This window comes from Candidatus Viadribacter manganicus, from assembly GCF_001679665.1.
Lineage (GTDB): Bacteria > Pseudomonadota > Alphaproteobacteria > Caulobacterales > Aquidulcibacteraceae > Vitreimonas > Vitreimonas manganica.
In genome coordinates, this window is sequence record NZ_CP013244.1 from 35,548 (window position 1) to 59,459 (window position 23,912).

The window sequence follows — 23,912 nt, forward strand, 5'->3', positions numbered from 1 at the left end:
TTCCATCTACGAACCCCGAAGCCGGGTGGATCAGGCCTTTCGAGCTTTCGTTTCGTCTCGCCGGCGCAGGTAGATTTCGAGCATCTTTGCGTCTTTCAGCCATCGGCCGTGCGCTGCGATGTTGGCGACCGCGAAGCCGTACCATCCTTCGCGCCAGAGGCCGCGGCGGACATAGTGGTTCAAGAAATAAAATGGCCGTGCAAACAGCAGGCGCAAGGCGACATACCAAAATGATTTGAGCGTCGCGTTCTTTGCTCGCGAGGACGACGTCTTGTTGAACTTGTCTTGCAATTGCTCAAGGCCCGTGAACGACACGTGCAAGATCTGGTTTTTGAACTTGCCGACTTTCATCCCGGCGGGAATTTCGAGTTGGTCCCAGCCAGCATGGTCGCGCGCGCGTATGATGCGACGGTCATAGAAGCGGTTGCGTTTGACCACGCTCGCGTTCCACCAAGGCTCACCAACAGGTGGTTTGGTCACGAGTTCGAACGTGTAGACAGGGCAGGGTGGTTCTTTGCCGCCGGCGAACAATGCACGGATTTCTTCGGCCAGCTCTGGGGTAACGATTTCGTCGGCGTCGAGATCGAGCATCCAATTGTGCTTGCAAGCATCTTCGCCAAGGCGTTTTTGTTTTCCTCCTCCTAGCCAAGGCGAGGGTACGACACGGGCGCCGGCAGCTTCGCTCAGTGGGATGGTTTTGTCGGTCGAGCCAGAGTCGATGACGACAACCTCGTCTGCGACTTGCAAAGCGGCCGTAATCACCTCGGCGATTAGGCGCTCCTCGTTCTTGGCGCGGATGTAACAAGAGATTGGCGGGTTCGACATATGTGGACGCATCCCTAGGCGTCAGCCGCCCTGGCTTGCAAGACAGCTCCCGCAGAAACACCCAGGTTGAGGGGATCTAGCCCGAGCGCGCGAGTTCGGCGGCGTCGGCATAGCCAAATAGCGAAAGTACTAAGCGGATGGCCTCTCCGCGAGCGCTCTTGAGGTCCGGATCTCTCTCAATCGCCAGACGCGCTTCTTTGTCCGCTGAGCCAAGCAGCTCGGCATGCGCTTCGGGACTGACGAGGCGGAACGGCGGCAGGCCAGATTGCTGGGTGCCAAGCACGTCGCCTGCGCCGCGTAGTTTGAAATCGATTTCCGCGATGGCGAAGCCATCGTCGTTGCGACGGATTGCATCAAGGCGGTTCTTGGCGTTTTCACCCAGTGGCGGCTTCCAAAGCAGAACGCACGAGCCTTGTTTGTCGCCGCGCCCAACACGGCCGCGCAGTTGGTGAAGTTGGGCAAGGCCGAAGCGCTCTGCTTGCTCAATCACCATGATGGTAGCTTCGGGGACGTTGACGCCGACTTCGATCACCGTAGTCGCCACCATCAAGAATGACTCGCCCGAGCGAAAGCGATCCATGGCGGCCTCGCGTGCCGCGCCGCTCATCTTGCCGTGAACGATCTCTACGCCTTTGCCGAAGTATGCTTGCAATTCGGCGTGGCGATCGAGCACCGCGGGCAAATCGACCGCTTCGCTTTCTTCGATGAGTGGGCACACCCAATAAGCGCGCTCTCCGCGTTTGGCTGCATCGCCGATACCTTCGATGACCTCGGCAATACGTGAAGTCGGCATGGTGGCTGTTTTGATGGGCTGGCGGCCCGGTGGTTTTTCGTCGAGGACGGAAAGGTCCATGTCGCCGTGTATCGACAGCGCAAGCGTGCGCGGGATTGGCGTGGCGCTCATGACCAGAACGTGTGGTGCGAAGCCTTTTGCCACCATGCGCATCCGATCGGACACGCCGAAGCGGTGTTGTTCGTCGATGACGATAAGCCCGAGATCGTGAAACTCGACGTCGTCCTGGAAGAGGGCGTGGGTTCCCACGGCAACGTTCAACTCGCCGCTGCGCAATCGTTGAAGGATAGCTTTGCGGTCTTTGGCTTTGTCGCGCCCGGTAAGCACCGCCATGGTTATGCCAGCGGATTCAAGCAGTGGCGCAAGCGTCGCGCCGTGTTGGCGTGCAAGCAAGTCCGTCGGCGCCATCATCGCGCTTTGCAGTCCCGCCTCGGCCGCCCGCGCCATGGCAAGCGCCGCAACAAGGGTTTTGCCCGAACCCACGTCACCTTGGAGCAAGCGCAACATTGGCGCTGGCTCACTCATGTCGGCGTAGATTTCATTCATGGACCGGCGTTGTGCGTTGGTTGGCGCGAACGGCAGGCTCTTGATCAATGCGTTGGAAAGACGCCCGTCGCCAAGAATGGCGCGTCCGGGCTCTTTGCGTCTGTGTTGGCGCCGCAGGCGCAGCGCACACTGGCGTGCAAACAATTCGTCATAAGCAAGCCGCGTACGGAACGCGCTCTCAGGTAGAACATCGTCCGGAGATGCCGGGCGATGAATATGTTCTAGCGCTGTGCGGAAGTCTGGCCAGTCATGCGCCTTCACAGTGCTGGCCTCGAGCCATTCGGGCGCTTCAGGCACAGTGTCGAGCGCCGCTTGGAGCGTGCGCGCAAGCGTTCGGCCCGCGAGGCCTTGTGTTAGTGGGTAGACGGGCTCGACGGTGGGCGGCGCCTCGCCCTTTGTCGGATCTACAACGTGATCCGGGTGCAGCATTTGCCGCATCCCATCGTAGACCCCGATCGTGCCGCTGATGAGCCGGGTCTGGCCCACGGGCCACATGCGCTTCAACATCTCCTCATTGGCGCGAAAGTACGCGACCGTGAGCAAGCCAGTCTCATCGCGCAGCCGGATGCGATAGGGCAGGTTCTTGTACCCCGGCATGTGGGCGTCGACTTCCGCTTCAATCGTCGCGATATCGCCTTCGTTGGTCTCGCCAATCGGAACGCGCAGGCGGCGGTCGATGGCTGAGTTGGGCGGTAGGAAAACTAAGTCGCGGACCAGCCTCCCGCCGGTGACCTTGGCGATCAGATCGATCGTGTCTTTTCTTGCGCCCTTAAGCGCACGCGCGGGCGAGAGGAGTGCGTCCAGCACGGCCTTGGCGGGGGAAGGGGCAGGCTCGGTCATCGTTGGCTCTGGCGGCGCTGACAGGGCGCCCCATATGGGTTATAGCGCGGCCCCCTCGCACTTTGCCTACTTTCAAGGGGCCCATGGACGACCGCCGCAAGAAGCTGAAATTCCGCGCGTGGCGTCGGGGATTTCGCGAGATTGATCTGATTCTAGGCGGTTTCGCGGATCGGTATCTTGCCGAACTCGATGAAACCAGCTTGGACGCTTTTGAGGCCCTACTCGATGCGCAAGACCAGGAGGTCTACGAGTGGGTAACCGAACAGGCGCCTGCACCGCGTGAATACGACACGCCGGTGTTGGCGTCGATTCGCGCGTTCCGTTTCGAACTGACTGCCAAATCGGACTGATGAAAGACCCTGCTCTCCCACAAAAGTTGATTGAGACGCTCGCGAAGTCGAAGGACGCGCTTGTGGTTTCTGGCGCGCCCGAGGGTGTCGATGCTGCGGGCTTGGCGGAGGCCGCGCGTCTGCGCGGCGGGGTTACGCTCTTCATCGCGCGCGACGAGCCGCGCGCGTCGCAGTTTGAAGCGGCGGCAAAGTTCTTCGCGCCAGAACTCGAGACGCTGCGCCTGCCGGCTTGGGACACACTCCCCTACGATCGGATTTCTCCCGCCGCGGCAGTCGCCGCTCAGCGCTGTGCAGCACTCACTCAACTCGCGCGGCGAGGGGAGAAGGACGCTCCGCTTCTCATTGTAGCCACCGCCTCGGCCGTGGCGCAGCGGGTACCGCCGCGTCAGCGTTTGGCACAAGGTTCGTTCGCCGCCGAGGCCGGCGCCGAGACCTCGATGGAGCAGCTTGAGAGCTATCTCGTCGTCAATGGATACTCGCGCGCCTCGACGGTGCGTGCGCCAGGCGAATTTGCTGTGCGCGGTGGGCTCATTGACGTGTTTCCGCCAGGAGCGCCCGAGCCGTTCCGTTTCGATTTTTTTGGCGACACGCTGGAGACCGTCCGCAGCTTTGACCCTGAGACGCAGATCTCAAAGGCGAAGTTCAAAACGGCGCTGCTGACGCCCGTCAGCGAGGTGTTGCTCGATGACATGACGGTGCTTCAGTTCCGCCGACGCTTCACGCAAGCGTTCGGCGCCGTCAGCGATCCGCTTTATGATAGCGTGAGCGCGCGTATTCGGCGTCAGGGTGTCGAGCAGTTCTTGCCGTTCTTCTATGAACGGCTTGAGACCATCTTTGACTATGCGGGCGAGAACGCGTTGGTGGCGTTCGATGCGCTTGCCGAAGAGGCGATCAAAGAGCGCGTTGAGACGGCTCGGGATCATTACGATTCACGTAAAACAGCGCCAATACCGCGCGGTGGCGCGCCGTTTCGGGCCCCCGAACCCGAGTTGCTTTATCTCAGCGACGAGGCGCTGGTCGCGGCGCTAGGAGCGCGGGCGCTTCGGCGCATCACGCACTTCGATACCGATGCGAAGAAGTCCATCGACCTCGGTGCAAAGCCTGGGCGCGATTTTGCCCCGGAGCGCAACACCGCGGACGTCAACGTCTTCGAGATGGCTGCAAAGCACATCGCGGCTTTGACCAAGGCGAAGAAACGCGTGATCATCGCGGCTTGGTCGGATGGCTCTGCGGAACGGCTTGCGGGCGTGCTGAGCGATCACGGACTCGAAGCCGTAGTTCGCAGCCAGTCATGGCGTCACGCCGCGGCGCTCCCCAAGGGTGCGCACGCATTGGCGGTGCTGCCAATCGAGCATGGCTTTGAGACCGATCAACTCGCACTCATCGCTGAACAAGACATCTTAGGCGATCGCCTTGCGCGTCCCCGCAAGCGCCGCAAAGCGGCGAGCGTGATTGCAGAAGCTGCGGCGATGAATCAGGGCGATTTGATCGTCCACCAGGATCACGGCGTGGGCCGCTATGAAGGGCTGAAGACCCTCGACGTCGCTGGCGCGCCGCATGATTGCTTGGATCTGACTTATCACGGTGGCGACAAGCTCTATCTGCCGGTCGAGAACATCGAACTTGTGAGCCGCTACGGCGCTGAAGACGCCGAAGCCCAACTCGACAAGCTAGGCGGTGTCGCTTGGCAAAGCCGCAAAGCGCGCGCCAAGCAGCGCCTGCGCGACATGGCCGAAGAGTTGCTTCGCATCGCCGCCCTGCGCGCCACCCGGGTGGCGGAGGCCGTCGCGCCGCCCGAAGGGTTGTGGGACGAGTTCTGCGCACGCTTTCCGTATGAGGAAACAGACGATCAGCTCAGCGCCATCGACGATGTTGTCGGCGATCTCGCGGCGGGCCGGCCCATGGACCGTCTCATCTGCGGCGACGTCGGGTTCGGGAAAACCGAAGTGGCGCTGCGTGCAGCGTTCTTGGTCGCAATGACGGGCAAGCAAGTGGCGGTCGTCGCGCCCACGACGTTGCTGTGCCGCCAACATTTCCGGACGTTCTCAGAGCGCTTCCGTGGTCTGCCTATTCGTGTGCGCCAGCTCTCACGCCTTGTGACCACAAAAGAAGCCAATGAAACTAAAGCAGGGCTCGTGGACGGCACGATCGAAATCGTTGTCGGCACTCATGCGCTGCTCTCCAAGACCATGAAGTTCTCCGATCTTGGGCTGATGATCATCGACGAAGAGCAGCACTTCGGCGTGAAGCATAAAGAGCGTTTGAAGGATCTGCGCGCCGAAGTGCACGCGCTGACGTTATCGGCGACGCCAATCCCGCGGACGCTGCAGCTTGCGCTCGCCGGCGTGCGCGAGATGAGTCTCATCACGACGCCGCCCATCGATCGGATGGCGGTGCGCACCTACGTCACGCCGTTCGACGCCGTGACCGTGCGAGAGGCGTTGCTGCGTGAGAAGTATCGCGGTGGTCAAAGTTTCTTCGTTGCTCCGCGGATTACGGACTTGGAAGAGATCGCTGAATTCCTGCGGCGCAATGTGCCCGAGGTGACGTTCGCGATTGCCCACGGACAAATGGGTGCGGGCTCTCTAGATGAAATCATGACGAACTTCTACGATGGTGCGTTCGACATTCTGGTTTCAACGAGCATCGTGGAATCGGGGCTCGATATTCCGCGGGCGAATACGTTGGTTTGCTTCCGGGCCGATATGTTCGGTCTCGCGCAGCTCTATCAGCTGCGTGGCCGGGTGGGTCGTTCGAAATTGCGTGCTTACGCCTACCTCACCACCGCGGCCGAGCAGTCGATGACGGTGAGCGCGGAAAAGCGTCTCAAGATTTTAGGCTCGCTTGATAGTCTTGGCGCGGGCTTCACGCTCGCAAGCCACGATTTGGATATGCGTGGTGGCGGCAATCTTCTCGGCGAAGAACAGTCAGGCCACATTCGCGAAGTTGGCGTCGAGCTTTATCAGTCGATGCTGGAAGAGGCGGTGGCCTCTCTGCGCGATGGCACAGATGAGGCCGTCAGTGAGAAATCATGGTCGCCGCAGATCAATGTTGGAGCGTCGGTTCTTATTCCCGAGGACTACGTTGCTGATTTGACAGTGCGCCTAGCGCTCTACAGGCGTTTGGCGGAGTTGGATTCCGATCAAGAGCGCGAGGCGTTCGCGGCCGAGCTGATCGATCGCTTCGGGACGCTTCCGGCGGAAGCTGAGCAACTCATCGCCGTTGCGGCGCTTAAGGCGCTCTGCCGCCGTTGCCAGATTTCAAAGCTGGACGCCGGTCCTAAAGGCGCGGTGCTGACCTTCCGCGAAACGGGCTTTCCAGATCCGCTCGCGCTCGTTCGCTTCATCACCGAACGCCCAGATGACTATAAGATGCGACCGGACGGTAAGCTGGTCGTACAGGGCGGTTGGCCGGAGGCGACACAGCGTTTGAGGGCGCTACGCGGCGTGCTGGAAGCGATGTCGCGCCTGGCGACACGCAAGGCAGCCTAAGCGGGAATGCTCTCGACCTCGATGGCGCGAAGTGCGCGCGCCATCATTGCTGAACCGCTTTCGCCAGGCTGAAGTTCGACCACGCTCTGTTCGAATACGAGCGGGCCAGCGCCGCCCTCACCGGATGCGAACGCGGTGCACTCAGCAACCGACGCGATCCGTTCCGCGGTGCGCTTGGCGTTTCGCAACCGCGCCGCTGGCAGAGCGAGTGCGATCAGATCATGTCCTAAGGTTACACCGCTATCTGCGTCACGCATGAGTCGCGCCGCCAGTGAGGCGATTTCACCGAACCCTTTGCGCCATATTTCCGGGCTAGGTTCACGAGCGCCTATGGCTGGCGTTACGCGCAGGACGACCATGCTCATCGGGCGTCCGCTTGCGTGGTGATCCGCTGCGAGACGCGCGACGTGGTTGTTGAATGCGTCGCGCAGCCAGAGGCCAGTGCGTGGATCACCCATTACGTCGCGCAGCGCGCGCATGTCGTGCTCTGCCGCGCGGCGTCGACGCTCGCGGCGTACGGCCTCAAACAACCAACCGAGGCTAGCCTCGCAAGGCGTGATCGTGGTGCTGATCGCCGATGCGCCGCGATCGATAGCGGATGCCGCCGTCGCAGCGTCGCCCGGTTTGGTCAGCACCAAAGTGGGCAGGTGGTAGAGCGAAGCGTTTCGGCGCAACGCCGAACACAGCGAGAGCGCCGTACTTGGATCTTGTGCAGCGTTGAGAACGACGGCGTCGAAGGGCTCATCGTGAAGGTGATCGAAACCCGTGTACGAGGTGAAGGCGGCAGCCACCAATCCACCTTGGTCGGCGAGCGTGCGTTCCAACGCGAGGAATGCCGAACTTGGCGCGCCAATGTAGAGCGCCTTGAGCTTGTGAGGCTCCGGTTGCTTTGGCGGGGTCAGACCCATCACCTCCGCAGTGGCAAGCCGGCGTGCGCGTTCTTCTTCAGCGATCGCGACACGTGTCCAAGATTCCATCTGTGCAGCGAGCAATTTGGGAGGGCCGTTGAGTGCGAGCGCGCCAGTCTCAGCGCCCGTTGCAGGCGCCGTGTCGATGCGCCCGGCTGTCAGGCTTAGAAGGAGAGGGGAGCCGGCGACCTCATGTGGAGCGCCCTCACCTGCAAGAATTCGAATGTCCTCGCCGTCGGGTGCAGCGCGATAGGGGCCTGCGAGCGCTGTGGCGCTGACGCCCGCATTGGCGAGCATCTCTTGCGCATCGCGCGCTAGGCGCGCGTCGGCGGCTCTCACCACAATACGCAAGGTTAACGCTCCGGCGCCCCGCGACGGCGGGCTGCGAACTACTATAAGTATCGCCGCTTAGCACAGTCCGAAACTGTGAGGGTAAACGGAGCACAAGATGGGTCAGGGACCGCTCTCGGGCGTTAGGATCGTCGAATTCGCCGGCATCGGGCCAGGTCCGTTTTGCTGCATGCTGCTCTCGGACATGGGCGCTGACGTCGTACGCGTTGACCGGAAAGGCGGTCGGCCGGCGTTCAAGGCTGACATTCCTGCACGCGGTCGCAGGCACGTTGTGCTTGATCTTAAAGAACCGAACGACGTCGGTGTTGCACTCGGGCTGATCGAGAAGGCCGACGTGGTGATCGAAGGCTTTCGTCCAGGTGTGATGGAACGCTTGGGTCTGGGGCCGGATGAGGCGCTGAAGCGAAATCCAAAACTGATCTATGGCCGCATGACGGGTTGGGGGCAGACAGGACCGCTTGCTGAAGCGGCCGGACACGATCTGAACTACATCGCAATTTCCGGCGCCCTGCACGCCATGGGACGCAAGGATGATACTCCGGCGCCGCCGCTCAATCTCGTTGGCGATTATGGCGGCGGCTCTCTCTATCTCGCCATGGGGGTCTGCGCCGCACTGTTCGAGGCGCAGCGTTCAGGGAAGGGGCAGGTGATCGATGCTGCGATCACTGATGGCGCAGCTTCACTGATGAGCGTGATTTACGGGCTGCGTGCTTCGGGAATCTGGAGCGACGATCGCGACGCAAATCTCCTCGATGGCGGAGCGCATTTCTACGATGTGTACAAAACCAAAGACGGCAAGTTCGTCTCCATCGGTTCCATCGAGCCGCAGTTCTACGCCCTCCTCATCGAGAAAACCGGGCTCAAGGATGATCCCAAATTCGCATTTCATATGAACAAGGGCGACTGGCCTGAACTGTCCTTGAAATTAGCGGACGTGATCGCGACCAAAACGCGCGATGAATGGAGCGCCCTGATGGAAGGCACAGACGTTTGTTTCGCCCCGGTTTTGAGCATGGCCGAGGCGCCTACCCATCCGCACAACGTGGCGCGAGGGACGTTTGTGGACCTCGAAGGTCTCGTCCAACCGGCCCCGGCCCCAAGATTTTCGCGTACCCCCTCCGCCATTCAGGGTCCGCCCGGCGGCATGGGCGCAAAAACCGAGGAAATTCTGGATGAATGGGGAATTTCAGCCCGCCCATTATGATTGGCGGCTTCAGACCAGGTTCAGCGCGAATATCGTTTTATCATCCCCGGTTCCGGACGATTTTCGTCCCTCGCTCGTACCGGGATCAGGTTCTCACCCCACCTTAGGGGTGAAGCAAAAGCACCGGCAGCCGGCTCAGCTGCCGGTGCAATTGCGTTCAGGGCAAATCTGAAACTTGCATATCCGCCACGGCATGTTGCGCCCCCGCACGCCGCTACGTAAAGGGGCGCCCATGGCCAACAAAGTTTATCCGGACGCGAAGTCCGCGCTCGAGGGTTTTACCTTCGACGGTATGTCGGTGATGAGTGGCGGCTTCGGCCTCTGCGGAATCCCTGAGAACCTTATCATCGCCCTCCGTGACACGGGCGTTAAGGGCATCACGGTAATCTCGAATAATGCCGGCGTGGACGGCTGGGGCTTGGGTCTTCTGCTTGAGACGAAGCAGATCAAGAAGATGGTCAGCTCATACGTCGGTGAGAACAAGGAATTCGCGCGCCAGTATCTGAGTGGCGAATTGGAACTTGAATTCAATCCCCAGGGTACGTTGGCCGAACGTTGCCGAGCGGGCGGAGCCGGGATCGCGGGGTTTTACACCAAGACTGGCGTGGGCACGCTGGTGGCGGACGGCAAAGAGACGAAGGTCTTCAACGGCGAGACGTTCGTGCTTGAAACCGGATTGGTCGCCGATCTCTCGATTGTGAAGGCCTGGAAGGGCGACAAAGAAGGCAATCTGATTTTCCGTAAGACGGCGCGCAACTTCAATCCGATGATGGCGACTGCCGGCAAGAAGTGCGTCGCTGAAGTCGAAATTCTCGTTGAAACCGGCGAGCTCGATCCGGACGCCATTCACACGCCAGGTATCTACGTCGATCGCATCGTTCAAGGCTCGTTCGAAAAGCGCATTGAACAACGCACGGTCACCAAGCGGGAGAACGCATAATGGCTTGGTCTCGTGATCAACTCGCTCAGCGCGCCGCCAAGGAATTGCGCGACGGCTACTACGTCAATCTGGGCATCGGGATTCCGACGCTCGTCGCGAACTACATTCCCGACGGGATGGAAGTCACTTTGCAGTCCGAGAACGGAATGCTTGGCATGGGGCCATTCCCTTACGACGAAGACGTCGATGCGGACCTGATCAATGCCGGCAAGCAAACCATCACGGCGCTGAAGAAGACCTCCTACTTTTCGTCGGCGGATTCGTTCGCGATGATCCGCGGCGGTCACATTGACCTTTCGATCCTGGGCGCGATGGAGGTCAATGAGCGCGGCGACCTCGCGAATTGGATGGTCCCCGGCAAAATGGTGAAGGGGATGGGCGGGGCGATGGATCTTGTCGCCGGCGTCAAACGCGTCGTGGTTGTCATGGAGCACACTTCCAAGGACGGCGCCTCGAAGCTTCTCAAGACGTGCACGTTGCCTGTGACTGGTATCAACGTCGTTGATCTGGTGATCACCGACCTTGGCGTATTCGAGATCGATAAGCTGGGCGCGCAGCCGATGAAGCTGATCCAGCTCGCCGATGGCGTCAGCCTCGATGAAATCACCGCCAAAACCGAAGCGTCGTTCGTGAACGGGCTGGCTTAAGGACGCTTTGTCCGCTTGCGGTGGACCGGGGACGCTGGTACCCGCCACCGCTCCGGAGGGATGGCCGAGTGGTTTAAGGCACTAGTCTTGAAAACTAGCGTGGATGCAAGTCCACCGTGGGTTCGAATCCCACTCCCTCCGCCACAGGCCCTGTTTGTCCACGTTCTCTCACGTCCGCAGACGACCGGCTATTGACCCATAGAACAGCGTTAAATCAGGGTTAATCCGACATTCCTCGGCTCGTTAATGGCAGTTGACGTTCGGTCCCCACCGGGCTTAGATTCGTTGATAGGGGCGTGGATTGGCCCCAGAATGGGAATCGAACCGGGGGCCTGGCGTGGCCGCAAACAAGCTTTCTGATGCGAAGATCAAGCGCCTTTCGGCGCCCGGGATCTATGCGGACGGCGCCGGGCTTTACCTTCAGGTGACGCGCGGCAAGGCGGGGGACGCGCGCCGGTCATGGTTTGTGCGGCTGCGCCTACCTGAAGGGCGTTCGCGCGATATGGGGCTTGGGACATTCGAGCTTGTGCCGCTGGCCGACGCTCGCACGAAAGCGCTCGCCGCACGGGTTGAGGCTAAGGCCGGGCGCGACCCACTGGCGGCGCGCGAGGCTGAAAAACTCCAAGCCAAAGTTGAGGCCGCCCGGGCGCTCACCTTTCGCCAAGCGGCCGAGGCCTACATCGCCGCGCACCGCGATCGCTGGCGCAGCGCCAAGCACGCAAACCAATGGTCGGTGACGCTCGCGACTTACGCTTACCCGGTCTTCGGCGATTTCCAGGTGGCGGTGATCGACAAGCGCGACGTGTTGGCCGTGCTTGAACCGATCTGGGCCGCCAAGCCCGAAACCGCCTCCCGCCTGCGCGGGCGGATTGAAGCGGTGCTGGATTGGGCTGCCGAGCGCGGCTATCGGGCCGAAGGCGACAACCCGGCCCGCCGCGATCGGCTGAAGCATTCGCTCCCGTCTCGTGCGGCGCTCGCCAAGGCGAAGCCGCGCGGCAACCATGCGGCGCTCCCGTTCACTGATGCGCCGGCCTTCTGGCGCGAGTTGGCGCAGCGCGAAGGGGTTGCGCCCCGTGCCTTGGCGTTTGCCATTCTAACCGCTGCGCGCACCGGCGAAGTCATCGGCGCTGATTGGCGCGAGATGGACCTTGTTAACGCTGTGTGGACGCTGGGCGCCGATCGAATGAAGGGCGGTAGGGAACACCGCGTGCCGTTGTCAAAGCCCGCTGTGGCCTTGCTACGCGAGTTGGGACCGAAGGAAGCAGGGCCGGTGTTCGCTGGGCCGAACGGGGCGCTTTCCAATATGGCGCTCTTGCAAACGCTGCGGCGCATGGGGCGGGCCGACGTGACGGCTCATGGCTTCCGTTCGACGTTTCGCGATTGGGCTGCCGAGCGCACGGCGTTCGCACGTGAAGTGGCTGAAGCCGCGCTCGCCCACGCGATTGGCGACAAGGTGGAAGCCGCCTATCGACGAGGCGATCTGTTCGACAAGCGCCGAAGGCTCATGGGCGCATGGGCGGGCTATCTTGAAACGCCAACCGCTAAGAGCTCGGTGGTAGGACTTAGGGTTAAGCAAAGCACCTGAGGCGGGTGAGAGGCCGCTGCGAGCGGTGGCGCGCTCTTGCGAACGAGCGCGAACAGTTGAGAATCACACTCGCCATGATTCAGCTGACCGAAACGCAGCGCTGCGAGCGTGACCGATTGTTTGCCGAGCTTTCGGATGGACGCCTAGACCCCGGGGACGCTGAAGCGCAAGCGGCCGCGCTGGGACTGGGGCGGCTCACGCCGGCGCTCGAGCCCGCGCGCTTCGATCCGATGCGCGACACACATTGGACGCTCGCCATGGCCGTGGCCTGGATTGCGTGGGCTGACTTAGGGCGCGTGCGCGACTGCCTTCCCCGGTGGCGTGACCAGCATCAAGACTGGTTCTGGCGCGAGTACACAGTTGGCGATGGCACCGGCGGCATCCTTGTGCGCGCCGGCTGGCTCTTGGAGCGAACGTTCAAGGGCGAAGCGCCGCTGTTCATGTTGTCTCTGTGCGAGGCCATCGAAGCGAGCGAAGGCGTGCCGCCGGATGTGGCGCAGCGTGCGACCATTCATGACGCGAAGGCCGATCTGTGGGCCAAGTTGGGGGCTGGCCAACTCAAGGCAATCACAATCGTGGATGGGTCGCCGAGGCAAATCCCGGAGCATGAATGGCCCTTCCTTGAACCGATCGAGCACCGGGGTACCGACGTGCTTAGAGCGGGACGGGACATGTTCGCGATGGCGACTACCTACAATGCGAATGACATTCTGTTGTGGCGCGAGGACGTCCTGCGGCTTTGGTCGGAGCGAGCGCCAACAGCGGCAGGCGAGGTCCGCGCAGAAAAGTCGCTGCGCGCTCTTTGCGAGTCCGCGGCGAATGGCGGATTGTGGCCGAAGGCGAGCGAGTGGCCCGCAGCCGCGGCAAAGGAATTCAATATCAGCGGCCGTGGTGCTCTTCGGGTGTGGGCGAAAGTCGCTGAAGATTTTCCGGCTTTGAGTTCCTCGGCGGGCAAGCCAAAGCGCCGGCGCGCGGATACGACCAAAGTAAAGCGCGGCGCCAATTGAATCCGTGACAGGGGATTGATGCCGCGCTCGCATCCATTCTCCCGACCACGCGCATAACCGCGTGTGAACGGAGAACGGATGCAATGCCTCGCTTCTACACAGTTAAGCAATTTTGTGCGGCGTACCCCATGGGGCGCACGCGCCTGTACGAGTTGATCTCCCAAGGCAAAATCGATGCGGTGAAGGATGGCCCGCGAACGCTCATTCCGGCCGAGTCTGCCGAAGCGTGGGCGGCCTCACTGCCGCGCTTCAAATCCGCCGCCGCCAACGCGCAACCGCAAGCGTGAGGGTGCGCAACTATGGCCAAAAACGAACGAGCCGCCGCACGGGCTAGTGCGGCGGGCTCGAGAATTGATGCGCTTTGCAGTCACGCGGCGCGCAATCAATGTAGCCCTTCCATTGTCTACGATCAACGCCGCGCACACGCCGGGCGTTGGTTAGCAGAACTGACAAGCCGGGCCGCGAGCGAGGCGCCTAGTCGGGAAGCACGGGAGCGCTGGCACGCCGCCACCGCCTGCATATTTGATGCGCTCGCAATCGAAGCGCGCGCCAATTGCGGGAGGCGCGCATGAACCGCGCGACCCTCTTAGCCTCAGCGATCAAACTCGCGGCGCTGGGTTTGCGGCCAGTGCCAATGATCGCTGGGGACAAGCGCCCCGCGCTGAAAGGCTGGCGCGAGCGTGAAAGCTGCAACGCCGAGGCGGTGGCCGCGCTGTTCGCCGATGCGCCGCGGGCCAGCGGTCTAGCAATCGCCACCGGCGCGGGCGTGGTGGTGATCGATCTTGATCGCAATCATGCGAGCGGCGCCGATGGCGTAAAGTCATTCGCGGCGCTTATTGCGGAGCATGGGCGAGGCGAAGTCCTGGCGCTCGGGCCGCGCGTGCGCACGCCACGCCGTGGCGTGCATCTCTATTTCGCGTGCGACACGTCGCTTCGCTTGCGTAACCGCGTCGCTCTAGCGCCCGGTGTTGACGTAAAGGGCGAAGGCGGACTCGCCACGGCGCCGCCATCGCCGAACTATCATTGGAGACCCGCGCCGTTTGAGCACAGTCTGCCGCAAGTGCCCGGTTGGTTATTGGCGCTCATTGATCCGCCGAAGCCGCCTCCCATCCCACAAGAAGCGGCGGTGCGGACCTATAGCGGGACCATTCATCCCTATGCGTACGCCGCGTTAGAGCGCGAGTTGCGAGCCGTCGCGGCTACGCTCGCCGGCGGGCGCAATGCAGCGCTCTACAAAGCTGCCGCATCGCTCGGCGAACTCGCGGCGGCCGGTTTGCTGCCGATTGAACCGCTGGCGAGCGGCTTAATGGATGCGGCACACACATGCGGACTCATTGGCGATGACGGCATCGCCGCCGCCGAGAGCACCATCGCGAGCGGCTTGAAGCGCGGACTAGAAAACCCGCGTGCTGTCCCGCAACGCCAACAACGGAGGCGCGCATGAGCGAGCTTTCGAATGTGCTGGCGCAATTTCCGCAGTCGCCGACGCCGATGGGCTCTGACATTCCGGCGCCGATCGCAGCGCGAGACTTCTTGCGCATGACGCTGCCGCCGCGCGAATTGCTGTTAGAGCCTTGGCTACCGGCCAAGGGATTGACCATGATTGCTGGACCGCGGGGACTAGGTAAGACGCACCTAGCGCTTGGTGTGGCGTGCGCTGTGGCCCGCGGTGGGCGGTTTCTCAAGTGGCAGGCGCCGAAGCCGAAACCGGTGCTCTACGTTGACGGCGAAATGCCTGCAGGCGCGCTGCAGGAGCGACTGGCGCGCAACGTCGCGGCCAACGATCCGAAAGATGCGGCGAACGAAAACTTTGCGTTGCTCGCTGCCGATCATTGCGAGTTTGGCTTGCCCGATCTGGCGACGCCCGAAGGCCAGGCCGCGTTAAGGCCAACGCTAGAGCCATTCGCGCTTATCGTGTTCGATAACCTTTCGAGTCTGTGCCGGAGCGGGCGCGAGAACGAAGCGGAGAGCTGGGCGCCAATGCAGGCGTGGGCGTTGGAACTGCGACGCGCCGGTAAGGCGGTGCTGTTCATTCACCACACGGGCAAAGGCGGCGCGCAACGCGGAACGAGCAAGCGGGAAGACGTGCTTGATAGCGTGCTCCTGCTTAAGCGGCCGGAGGATTATGACGCCTCCCAGGGCGCGCGCTTCATCGGCCAGTTCGACAAAGCGCGAGGGTTCTATGGTCCTGATGCAGAGTCCTTTGAGGCCGCCCTTGGTGCTGACGGAGCGTGGGCGGTGAAGGGCGTCACCGCCGACCGTGACGCCGAAGTCAGAGAAATGCTGGAACAAGGCTTCAGCGCCGACGACATAGCACGAGATCTGAGCATCCACCGCTCGACCGTGTTTCGGATCAAGCAACGTTCGCAAGCGGTGAACGGTCATGCAGGTTAGTCCGAACACGGAGCAAGTCGCACAGTCGCAACCCCTATGCGTGCGACTGTGCGACTTTTGCAGGAGCGCGCGACTGCCGGTGCGACTGGCGGTGCGACTATCGGACAAAACGCGTGCGCTGACGTTCGCGCCCGAGCGCAGTGTGCGACTGCCGATGCGACGGGCTTTGCGACCACAGAGTCGCACGCGATGCCAGAAGGTGAGACGGCGTGCGGCTCGCAACTCGCGCTTTCTACGGTGGCCGCGATGAGCGGTGCCGAATGCGGTCTGATCTTCAATCTGTGGCGCGCTGCCATGCGTTTAGCTCAGTCGGAGGGTGTTCTGCAAAGCGGTGATGGCGCGCTGCATTGGAACTGGTGCGCGGATGCACATGCCCTTGGGCACGATTGTCGATCGATTCCAGAAGGCTTCGAGCTGGGCGCCGTCCGAGTTGAGCCGCTCGTAAGAGGCAACAACAGCGGGCGCCGCCTGCGCGTTTGGCGGCTACCGCGGTCGGGTCACAGCGGGATCGAAGTCCTGCGCCTCGATTGGGATGAAGCTACTGCTGAGCCGAGCCCAGACGGGGGACTGCAAGTAAAAATGTTTGAGCGTGGTCTATGGGAGGCGGCTCTGCGGGAGCGCAGCGCGCGCTGTAAGGAGGTTTGAAATGCACTTCGCAGGAACGATCGGTGTTCTAAGCAGACCGCAAGCTGCAATCAGCGCCGCGTGGTCGGCCATTAGCGTCGCTTGGCCAGCAGTGACGAGCACTAACGAGGACCGCGCAATCACGTGGGCGGGCGCTCTGGGATCTCGCACGGTTGTCGCTGAGTATTCGGGTAGTGGGACCATCTCGTATCGCGTGAACGGCGGCGCCTGGACCGTTGGTCCGTCCGTATCCATCACCAGCGGACAAACTGTAGGCTGGCGCATTCAGTTTGCCGGCAGCGAAAATCTGGCGGTGCCGGTCAAGGTCGATAGCGTTCTGCTCACGAGTTTCCAGGCTATCGCAACGGGTTTCCCGTGATGAGAGCGCCGCAATCCGAGGCTAGAATGAAACGCACGCGAAAGGCGCGCGCGCCGAAACCTGTGGCGTCCACGCCTCGCTATGTTCCGAGCAAGGTCTTTCCAGTGCGCTCTCTTGCGGGCGCGACGCCGGCGGAACAGGCCCGCCAAATCGCAAGCGACCTCACTGCGCCGGAAGCATCGGCCACGCGCGTCATTGTCGCCGCCGAGGGCAAGAGCGTTGCGGGCGAGTGGTTGGACGTGCCCGGAACGCTTGCGGAGCTGCGAAGGGTGGCGACAAACACAACCGCTGGCGATCTCTCGCACGCTGAAGCCATGCTCATGAACCAGGCGCAAGCGCTTCAATCGCTATTCACGCGATTGATCGAACGCGGGGTGGTGCAGGAGTCATTGCCCCAGTACGAGGCACATATGCGGCTCGCGTTGAAGGCGCAGGCGCAGTCACGCGCCACGCTTGAGACGCTGGCGAATGTTCGCAACGGTCCGGTGATTTATGCACGGCAGGCGAATGTCGCGGCCGGGGCGCCGATGCAGGTCAATAACGGCGCGCCTGCTCACACGGGCGCGCGGCAAATTGAAAACCCGCCGAACCAACTATTGGAGCCATCTGATGACTGCTTGGACGATCGAACGCAGAGCGGCGCAGGCGCGTGCGATCCGCCGATGGAAGCCGTGGGAGCAAAGCACCGGGCCAAGAACATCAGAAGGTAAGGCAAGGTCGGCGCGTCGGGGCTGGAAGGGCGGGCTACGTGAAGACTTACGATCGATCGCGCGAGTGCTGCGCCAGCGGGCCAAAGCGCTTTAGCAGGGGTTTGCAGGGGCACATGGCTGGCCCGCGACGCCTGTCTGGATGACTGGAACGGACCTCAAACCTGCCGTTGGTAAAGTTGTGTCAGTGGGGCAGTGTTTGGCCCAAACTTGCCCCGATGGCCTGATCGAGCGAGCGTCTTGAGACAGTTGGGTTCGAGCCATTCCTGTTCGCCGCCAGCCATGGCGCTTCCGGCCCTGGCTGGCTACGCTCGCGTTCGGCGCGGCTAGTGTAGCTCCCGAAACCCATCGGGTCGCCGCGCCGCCGGTTGGGGAGCCTTGGGGCGAGGCATGGCGGGAGAAGCGATCTTCATCGGCTATCGGCGGGACGACACCGCTGATGTGGCCGGACGCATCTATGATGCGATGGCGCTGCGCTTCGGCAAAGGCCGTGTTTTCAAGGACGTCGACAACATTGAGCCGGGCGTCGATTTCGGTGACTACATCAAGAGCGTGCTGCCCAAGTGCCGTGTCGCGCTCATGCTAATCGGCCCCAACTGGGTCAACGCCCAGGACGAGGACGGCCGCCGTCGTCTCGACGACGAGCACGATTGGGTGCGGATTGAGATCGAGACGGCGCTTTCGACGCCGAGCGTGCTCATGGTGCCAGTGCTGGTCAATGGTGCGCGTATGCCGCGTGCTTCGGAAGTGCCCGAAAACTTGCACCCGCTGTTGCGGCGCAATGCTGCGATCATCCGGCGCGACCCGGATTTTCACGACGACGTGGAGCGGCTCGCCGCAACGCTTCGCGCGAGCGTCAACACCGGCATTCTCGACCTGAGTAAAATCGGCGGCCAATCGAGTTCTGCCGGGAGCGCGCCGCGCGCTCGCAGCACCAGCCGCGCGCTTGTGATGATTTCTGCGGCGCTGGCGCTTGTGGCGGCGGGTTACGGCGCGTGGCGTTTTTTTCCGGGCGCATTTGCGCCGCAGCCTGCTGAGCAAGTCGTCGATGGTGCGAGCGATGCTGATGCTTCGCCGGGCGCGAGTGATCCTGCCTCGACGCGCGCGCCAGCGGAGAGTACGCAGGGCGCTGCGCGAACGGAGCCACCGGCGCAGCAACCAGCGTCTGCGCCGCCGACACAGAGCGCTGCGGCGACGCCGCCCGTTCAAGCACGCGTTGAGGAGGCTGCGCGCGCGACGCTGCCATCCGGTTCGGCCGAAGAACTCGCCACCCAGCACACTCCGACTGTTAGCGAGCGAGACACGCAGCTTCCTGATGATGGAGCCGTTGCCCAACGCGCTCCTTTGCCCGATCCCCAAAGCATTGTCGGACGTTGGCGAGCGATTGGCGGGGGCACCAACTGCGGCCTGTATGAAGAGTTGAACATTCGAACAGCTAGCGATACGCAAGCGGAGGCCCGCGTAAATATGGCTCAAGCCTTCTCTCGATCGATCACGCCCACGGGCAATTTCACTGTGTCCGAGGTTCGCGACGATAGAATTACCTATCGGCGACCTGGGGTCGGTCAAACGCTGACCTGGATATATGCGAACAACAGCATTGTGTTTGTGCAAGGTCAAACTCGAAACCCATACATTAGCTGCACCTACGTTCGATAATCGTCGGCGCGTTCCGACGACGGGAACGTCAACTTTCGGCGAACCTAGGCCGGTCGGCGACTGCCGCCGCTAGCGTCACGAATTGGGCGACTAAGCCATACGTGATTTTGTACGCTACGGCGCACGCTGGCCCATTTCGGCCTGTCATTTTGCGCGAATGAACGGCAGCTTTGGATCCGAAAACGGACTGAGGCCAGTTCCTGCAAACTGATCCCGTTGGATACGAAGACGACCTGAACCTTTATGCCTATGTGCGGAACGATCCGCTGAACAATACCGACCCGACCGGCAGGTGGATCGAGTCGGGACTCGATATCGCTTTCATCGCGGCAGACATCGCGGACATTTCCGAAAACGGTTTGAATTGGGAAAACGGTCTTGCCTTGGCGGCCGATGTGGCCGGGCTAGCTGCGCCGGGCGCTACGGGAGGCGGTCTCGCGGTCCGGGGCGGATTTAGAGCTGCCGACGCACTTTCGAGCGGGGCGCGGGCGACATGCTGTTTCGTGGCAGGGACGCTCGTCGAAACCAGTGATGGCTTGCGGCCCATCGAGGAGATCGAGGTCGGGGACTTGGTGCTCTCGCGCAACGAGACCACAGGTGAGACAGCCTACAAGCCGGTCACTGAACTTGTTCGCCGCCACGAGCGACAAGTCTGGCGGTTGACGTTCGCTGTGATGGCGGCCGGCGGCGTTTCTTCGGAAGCGACCTTTGGAACGACTGACGACCATCCCTGGCGCACGGCAGATGGCCGATGGGTGCGCACCGACGAGCTTCAAGTCGGCATGGAAATCCTGCGCGCTAATGGTGCCCCGGCGCGGGTGGCCGCCGTCGTTCGCACGGGCGAAGTGACCAGCACCTACAACCTCGAAGTGGCCGAATGGCACACGTACTTCGTCGGTGAGGCCAGGGTCTGGGTGCACAATGCATGTCCCATCACTGGAAGGGCCCAAGAAACGTCTAGAGGCGGGCAGCGAACCACCCATGGTTCGACAAGTGAGAGAATAGCTCGGCAGGAAGCTGAACGCCCAGAGGCCTCGCGTTCCTCTATGAACGAGACCTTGCGGAACGCCACAGATGGAGAGATCAACTCTTCGCGTCGCGCAGATCAGGCGACGGTGATCAGAGACGAAAACGGTGCGCTAACTCGCGTGGATGTGAATGAAGTCCGCTCTCCAGGACAAACGGATGAGGCTCTTCAGCAACGCTATGAGGAAGTGGATCCCCGTATTCGCGTGAGGGTGCATGAACCAGATTAGTGTGGGTCGCTTTCCTGGGCTTCCGGACGAATTGTGGCGTGATGGCCATGCTGTTTGTGCACAGATGCTGGACTGGTGTTCGCCTGAACGGTCGCGATGGGTGAGCTTTGCAGAGACCCTTTTCGAGAGCGTCAAGGGATCACCCTCGCGCGGTAACGCCTTCAGTGGCCAAAGAGGAAAGACCGCCGATGCCATAGGCCCAACCGCAAAGGGGGCATGGAGTCAGATACGCCAACGAGCAGAGAAGATCATCGGCGAGTCCGACGAGTTCAACTATCTTGAGATTAGCAGCGACTACAGGTTCAAAGTCGGAGACACCGACCGCGATGTGCACCTGTATCTGGGAAATGGCTCGTATTTTCCGCTAAAGAAAACTTGGTTGAATCTGGCTGTATCAGTTGGGATTGCGCGATCACCCAGCGATCTTCTTGACCTGGCAGGCTCTGGCCTCAAGCTTCTCAACCCGAGCTACGGCGCGATTTTTAGGTTTCCGGTGGCGGCTGGGGCGAGTACCTACCTTAGCGGCGCAACATATTCGGGACCGACCGTGCGGGAGCTCGGTCCGCCTGATGATGTGCTGGGTCCTCACGCCGATCGTGTACATCGAGCTAAGTACCGCACATCGACAGAATTTTCCTACGGTTCAGGCTACGTTCGCGAGGTTTACGAGATCAACATTCTGTCCGAAGCGCATCTCTGTGCGCCGTTGCTTACCTCGACCGTGAAGGCATACGCTGAATCTATTGGCAATCTTCAGGCATCATCTTTGTGGCCTGACCTGTTTGAGTGGCGGTTGGAGCGCGACGAACTGGATCAGGCGCGCGCCGATTGGGAGCACAGCGGGCTTGTCCTCTCGGCGGAATGTCAGCCAGTTAGATGGCAGTAATCGCGACGCGCGCCATAGTCCGCGCCGCGAGTGTCGCCGCCGCCCCGCGCGGGCCGAAAAGTGCTTCTAGGAAAATTTTTTCGAGACGAGGCCAAGCAGCTAGGAGAAAACCTGCTTACGCGCTTGAGGCGTCTAGAGAAAATTGGCGCCGCTACGATGAAGCGCGTCAGAACCGACAGTCCCTGCAAACTGACCCTGTGGGCTACGAGGATGATCTGAACCTCTACGCTTACGTGCGAAATGACCCGCTAAACCAATCGGATCCGACAGGGAGGCAGGCGGCGCAAGCGCTGGCGCCGCTAATTGAGATCACGTTGGGCGCGTGTTTGCTCAATCCAATCTCGTGCGCAGGCGCAGTTACCGTTGGTGCCGGTGCTGGTGTCATCATTAGAAATGTGATTGAGAACGGCGGACCCACAATGGTCCCCGACACTGTTTTGAATTGTCAAACAGGAGGATGTCCCGGGGATGATTCGGCACCGGCGCAAACGGATACCCCTCCTGACCTGACGGACGATAGAGGTCGTGGCCATATTCTTGACGGGGACGACACTGGCGGTGGCGATCGCGCGGGCACCGGGGAGCCAGGGAAATCTGAGTTTCCAGCGGAGTGGTCGGATGACCGCATTGTCGGCGAAATTTCCGATGTCGCAACTGATCCCGCCTCCGATCGCCAGACGCAGGGCGGGCGTACGGTCTCCGAGGGGACGAGGGATGGTGTCGACATTCGAAGTGTCGATGACGGCGTGCGCATCATTACTGGTTATCCAACCAACCGTCCAAGGAATCCACAATGAATAAAAATCGCGCCGTTTGGGAAGAATTGCGATCGCTGCTGATCGGAGTGGTCAAGGAAATTGACGCGACATTGGATACAAAGAATCGTGAGCTCTTAACTGACTTCATCGAGAACCGCGAATTTGAAGTCGCGTTAGATTGGGTGTCATCGATTATTGAAGAACGTCAAGTTGCGTTGTCGAGCGAAGGCCAGCATTCAATCGCGCACGCAAGGCGCATAATGCAGAAGGCAGATTGAAATCGGCCGCTACCGCTGAAGTTCTTGCTGCGCCTTTTCGAGGCCGTATTGATCGCGTGCCCAACTACGACAGAGATCATCTCGCGTATGATGTGATAGATGATCTGCCAGGGAGTTTCGCGTGAGCTTCCGGAATGCCACTCACAGTCCGCGATGCTAGACGCCGGATCATGGTGCCCAGTGCGGCGAGAAGGGTCAACCAAGCATCCGACATTGTTGCGGTGATTGTCGGCGGCCAAAGATTCCCAATGCAAGATTTCGAAACCGATTACTGCTCTGGTTGTTGTGCATCCCGGGTTGTGCATGGGCAGGACCTCTCAGCCTCTATCCCCTGCTCGTATTTCGAAATCCCTGAATTGTGGAGAACAACGGGAAGCGCCTCGAAATGCCCGTCGAAGCGTTTGGGTGCTGAGCCAGAGTAATTGAAGTGATCGCGCGTGCGGGTGCTCTGGGCGGAAAGCGTGACACCGACTGCTCGCGGCTCTCTTCCTGCAAACTGATCCGGTCGGGTACGAAGACGATCTGAACCTCTATCAGTACGCGGTAAACGATCCGCTGAATAAGAACGACCCAACGGGTGAGTGGGTGTGGGTCGCGGTCGGGGCCGTCATCGGAGCTGTCGTGAACACCGCAGTATATCATGTTACAACACCCGCGAATGAGAGAACGACCGCAGGTTATTTGGCTAACGCTGCTGAAGGAGCGGTCGTCGGTGCGGTGACAAGCTCAGGTGCAGGCCTTGTGACATCACTGGCGACGGGCGCTGTCGCGAATGCCTCAGAGAACGCTGTAACAGACCTCACTGCGGGAAATGCGAGGAACTACACCGGTGGAGCACGCGGCGCTCAGGCGGTGTTGAACGCGGTGGGGGAAGTTGCTGGTGATCTAGCGGCGGGCGCCGGTGAAGCGGCTGTGGGCAGAGGCACGGCTGCTGTCACTGAGGGCGCTGCAATTGCTGTGCAAGCGGGGCGGCGTTTGTCGCAAGGTACCGCCCGGGCAACAAACGCTCTTAGCCGAGCTGAGGCTGACTATGCAGGAAGCCGCGCAGCGAATTCTGTGGTCGCGCCTGTCGTTGACAACACATCGTCGGCGGTTGTCGTGGAGGGCTTGGACCACTGCAAAGAGAGTGGTTGCTCATGAACACTGTCCTACGATTTGTGCGCGTTGATTGGTGGCAGACCCTGAAGTTGGTTCTACTGATCTGGGGCGGGCTAATGGCAATAGGATTCGGCACGTTCGGTTGGACGATCAGGGACATTCTGACGTTCCTTTGGCTCGTGCCGGTGTTCTTCGTGACAATCCTTACGCTCAGGTTTTTGACATTCCTTCTGCTGCTAAAATCTCAAACGGGATTCGAGCGAGCGTATGAAATGCTGTCCAGACGAAAGACGGAGTAGCGCATACGTCGCCGCGCACACCGCGCGTTGTGATACACAGCCACACATTTAGCAGCGCCTTTTGCCTTCGGTTCATTCGTTACAAAG

General features: G+C 61.3%; 21 protein-coding genes and 1 tRNA gene. 19 read left to right on the top strand and 3 right to left on the bottom strand.

Annotated elements, in window-relative coordinates:
• Positions 1–30: 30 nt before the first annotated feature.
• Together ATE48_RS00210 and recG are read right to left on the bottom strand one after the other, a co-directional pair.
• Positions 31–825 carry a glycosyltransferase family 2 protein gene (locus ATE48_RS00210; protein WP_066766524.1) on the bottom strand — a complete coding sequence of 265 codons (795 nt, stop codon included), beginning with the start codon at positions 823–825 and terminating at the stop codon, positions 31–33.
• Positions 826–901: 76 nt separating this feature from the next.
• Entirely contained in the window at positions 902–3,004 is a 2,103-nt protein-coding gene (recG, locus tag ATE48_RS00215) for an ATP-dependent DNA helicase RecG (protein WP_066766526.1), read from the bottom strand.
• 83 nt (positions 3,005–3,087) lie between these two features.
• On the opposite strand from recG, the gene ATE48_RS00220 reads away from it, so the two are divergent.
• Positions 3,088–3,354 (top strand): FAD assembly factor SdhE, encoded by a 267-nt coding sequence (locus tag ATE48_RS00220; RefSeq protein ID WP_066766533.1) that lies wholly within the window; start codon positions 3,088–3,090, stop codon positions 3,352–3,354.
• On the top strand, positions 3,354–6,845 hold the full coding sequence (mfd, locus tag ATE48_RS00225) for a transcription-repair coupling factor (RefSeq protein ID WP_066766534.1): 3,492 nt from the start codon (positions 3,354–3,356) through the stop codon (positions 6,843–6,845). The genes ATE48_RS00220 and mfd overlap by 1 nt, the downstream gene beginning before the upstream one ends.
• Here the strand turns inward: mfd and ATE48_RS00230 are convergent.
• Positions 6,842–8,104, bottom strand: coding sequence for a PleD family two-component system response regulator (locus ATE48_RS00230; RefSeq protein WP_156767528.1), 1,263 nt, complete (start codon positions 8,102–8,104; stop codon positions 6,842–6,844). The genes mfd and ATE48_RS00230 overlap by 4 nt on opposite strands.
• 97 nt (positions 8,105–8,201) lie before the next feature.
• On the opposite strand from ATE48_RS00230, the gene ATE48_RS00235 reads away from it, so the two are divergent.
• The 17 genes from ATE48_RS00235 to ATE48_RS20340 all read left to right on the top strand — a co-directional run bounded on the left by ATE48_RS00235 (position 8,202) and on the right by ATE48_RS20340 (position 23,568).
• Positions 8,202–9,308, top strand: coding sequence for a CaiB/BaiF CoA transferase family protein (locus ATE48_RS00235; RefSeq protein WP_066766536.1), 1,107 nt, complete (start codon positions 8,202–8,204; stop codon positions 9,306–9,308).
• Between the two features lie 232 nt (positions 9,309–9,540).
• Entirely contained in the window at positions 9,541–10,248 is a 708-nt protein-coding gene (locus tag ATE48_RS00240; protein WP_066766537.1) for a CoA transferase subunit A, read from the top strand.
• Positions 10,248–10,895, top strand: coding sequence for a 3-oxoacid CoA-transferase subunit B (locus ATE48_RS00245; protein ID WP_066766543.1), 648 nt, complete (start codon positions 10,248–10,250; stop codon positions 10,893–10,895). Before ATE48_RS00240 ends, ATE48_RS00245 begins: the two co-directional genes overlap by 1 nt.
• 54 nt (positions 10,896–10,949) lie before the next feature.
• Positions 10,950–11,039: transfer RNA gene (locus ATE48_RS00250), tRNA-Ser, on the top strand.
• 193 nt (positions 11,040–11,232) lie between these two features.
• The gene (locus ATE48_RS00255; RefSeq protein ID WP_066766548.1) at positions 11,233–12,480 is read left to right on the top strand and encodes a tyrosine-type recombinase/integrase; all 1,248 of its coding nucleotides are present in this window, start codon (positions 11,233–11,235) and stop codon (positions 12,478–12,480) included.
• A 74-nt stretch (positions 12,481–12,554) separates the two neighbouring features.
• On the top strand, positions 12,555–13,487 hold the full coding sequence (locus ATE48_RS00260; RefSeq protein WP_066766550.1) for a hypothetical protein: 933 nt from the start codon (positions 12,555–12,557) through the stop codon (positions 13,485–13,487).
• Between the two features lie 83 nt (positions 13,488–13,570).
• Positions 13,571–13,774, top strand: a complete 204-nt coding sequence (locus ATE48_RS00265) for a helix-turn-helix domain-containing protein (RefSeq protein WP_066766552.1) — start codon at positions 13,571–13,573, stop codon at positions 13,772–13,774.
• 281 nt (positions 13,775–14,055) lie between these two features.
• Complete coding sequence (locus tag ATE48_RS00270) at positions 14,056–14,931, top strand: bifunctional DNA primase/polymerase (RefSeq protein WP_066766553.1); 876 nt, start codon at positions 14,056–14,058, stop codon at positions 14,929–14,931.
• The gene (locus ATE48_RS00275) at positions 14,928–15,881 is read left to right on the top strand and encodes an AAA family ATPase (protein ID WP_066766555.1); all 954 of its coding nucleotides are present in this window, start codon (positions 14,928–14,930) and stop codon (positions 15,879–15,881) included. The genes ATE48_RS00270 and ATE48_RS00275 overlap by 4 nt, the downstream gene beginning before the upstream one ends.
• Positions 15,882–16,527: 646 nt before the next feature.
• Positions 16,528–16,884 carry a hypothetical protein gene (locus ATE48_RS00285; protein WP_066766559.1) on the top strand — a complete coding sequence of 119 codons (357 nt, stop codon included), beginning with the start codon at positions 16,528–16,530 and terminating at the stop codon, positions 16,882–16,884.
• A 26-nt stretch (positions 16,885–16,910) separates the two neighbouring features.
• A complete protein-coding gene (locus ATE48_RS19575; protein ID WP_066766561.1) occupies positions 16,911–17,594 on the top strand; it encodes a hypothetical protein in 684 nt (227 codons plus the stop codon).
• 387 nt (positions 17,595–17,981) lie between these two features.
• Entirely contained in the window at positions 17,982–19,250 is a 1,269-nt protein-coding gene (locus ATE48_RS00295; protein WP_066766564.1) for a toll/interleukin-1 receptor domain-containing protein, read from the top strand.
• A gap of 251 nt (positions 19,251–19,501) precedes the next feature.
• Entirely contained in the window at positions 19,502–20,506 is a 1,005-nt protein-coding gene (locus ATE48_RS19915; RefSeq protein WP_066766566.1) for a polymorphic toxin-type HINT domain-containing protein, read from the top strand.
• A complete protein-coding gene (locus ATE48_RS00305) occupies positions 20,493–21,392 on the top strand; it encodes a hypothetical protein (protein WP_156767529.1) in 900 nt (299 codons plus the stop codon). The genes ATE48_RS19915 and ATE48_RS00305 overlap by 14 nt, the downstream gene beginning before the upstream one ends.
• On the top strand, positions 21,383–22,189 hold the full coding sequence (locus ATE48_RS20335; protein WP_083197082.1) for an EndoU domain-containing protein: 807 nt from the start codon (positions 21,383–21,385) through the stop codon (positions 22,187–22,189). The genes ATE48_RS00305 and ATE48_RS20335 overlap by 10 nt, the downstream gene beginning before the upstream one ends.
• Positions 22,186–22,428: a hypothetical protein gene (locus ATE48_RS00315; RefSeq protein WP_066766573.1), complete on the top strand. Its 243-nt coding sequence runs from the start codon at positions 22,186–22,188 to the stop codon at positions 22,426–22,428. Before ATE48_RS20335 ends, ATE48_RS00315 begins: the two co-directional genes overlap by 4 nt.
• Before the next feature lie 489 nt (positions 22,429–22,917).
• Positions 22,918–23,568 (top strand): RHS repeat-associated core domain-containing protein, encoded by a 651-nt coding sequence (locus ATE48_RS20340; RefSeq protein WP_472286830.1) that lies wholly within the window; start codon positions 22,918–22,920, stop codon positions 23,566–23,568.
• Positions 23,569–23,912 lie beyond the last annotated feature (344 nt).

Bases quoted from the DNA above. Each gene is read 5' to 3' on its own strand.
- ATE48_RS19575 (WP_066766561.1), top strand. From the start codon at position 16,911: ATGAAACGCACGCGAAAGGCGCGCGCGCCGAAACCTGTGGCGTCCACG.
- ATE48_RS00295 (WP_066766564.1), top strand. From the start codon at position 17,982: ATGGCGGGAGAAGCGATCTTCATCGGCTATCGGCGGGACGACACCGCT.
- ATE48_RS00220 (WP_066766533.1), top strand. From the start codon at position 3,088: ATGGACGACCGCCGCAAGAAGCTGAAATTCCGCGCGTGGCGTCGGGGA.
- ATE48_RS00275 (WP_066766555.1), top strand. From the start codon at position 14,928: ATGAGCGAGCTTTCGAATGTGCTGGCGCAATTTCCGCAGTCGCCGACG.
- ATE48_RS00265 (WP_066766552.1), top strand. From the start codon at position 13,571: ATGCCTCGCTTCTACACAGTTAAGCAATTTTGTGCGGCGTACCCCATG.
- ATE48_RS00245 (WP_066766543.1), top strand. From the start codon at position 10,248: ATGGCTTGGTCTCGTGATCAACTCGCTCAGCGCGCCGCCAAGGAATTG.
- ATE48_RS00285 (WP_066766559.1), top strand. From the start codon at position 16,528: ATGCACTTCGCAGGAACGATCGGTGTTCTAAGCAGACCGCAAGCTGCA.
- ATE48_RS00315 (WP_066766573.1), top strand. From the start codon at position 22,186: ATGAATAAAAATCGCGCCGTTTGGGAAGAATTGCGATCGCTGCTGATC.
- ATE48_RS00235 (WP_066766536.1), top strand. From the start codon at position 8,202: ATGGGTCAGGGACCGCTCTCGGGCGTTAGGATCGTCGAATTCGCCGGC.
- ATE48_RS00210 (WP_066766524.1), bottom strand. From the start codon at position 825: ATGTCGAACCCGCCAATCTCTTGTTACATCCGCGCCAAGAACGAGGAG.
- ATE48_RS00260 (WP_066766550.1), top strand. From the start codon at position 12,555: ATGATTCAGCTGACCGAAACGCAGCGCTGCGAGCGTGACCGATTGTTT.
- mfd (WP_066766534.1), top strand. From the start codon at position 3,354: ATGAAAGACCCTGCTCTCCCACAAAAGTTGATTGAGACGCTCGCGAAG.
- ATE48_RS20335 (WP_083197082.1), top strand. From the start codon at position 21,383: ATGGCAGTAATCGCGACGCGCGCCATAGTCCGCGCCGCGAGTGTCGCC.
- ATE48_RS00240 (WP_066766537.1), top strand. From the start codon at position 9,541: ATGGCCAACAAAGTTTATCCGGACGCGAAGTCCGCGCTCGAGGGTTTT.
- recG (WP_066766526.1), bottom strand. From the start codon at position 3,004: ATGACCGAGCCTGCCCCTTCCCCCGCCAAGGCCGTGCTGGACGCACTC.
- ATE48_RS00305 (WP_156767529.1), top strand. From the start codon at position 20,493: ATGAACCAGATTAGTGTGGGTCGCTTTCCTGGGCTTCCGGACGAATTG.
- ATE48_RS00270 (WP_066766553.1), top strand. From the start codon at position 14,056: ATGAACCGCGCGACCCTCTTAGCCTCAGCGATCAAACTCGCGGCGCTG.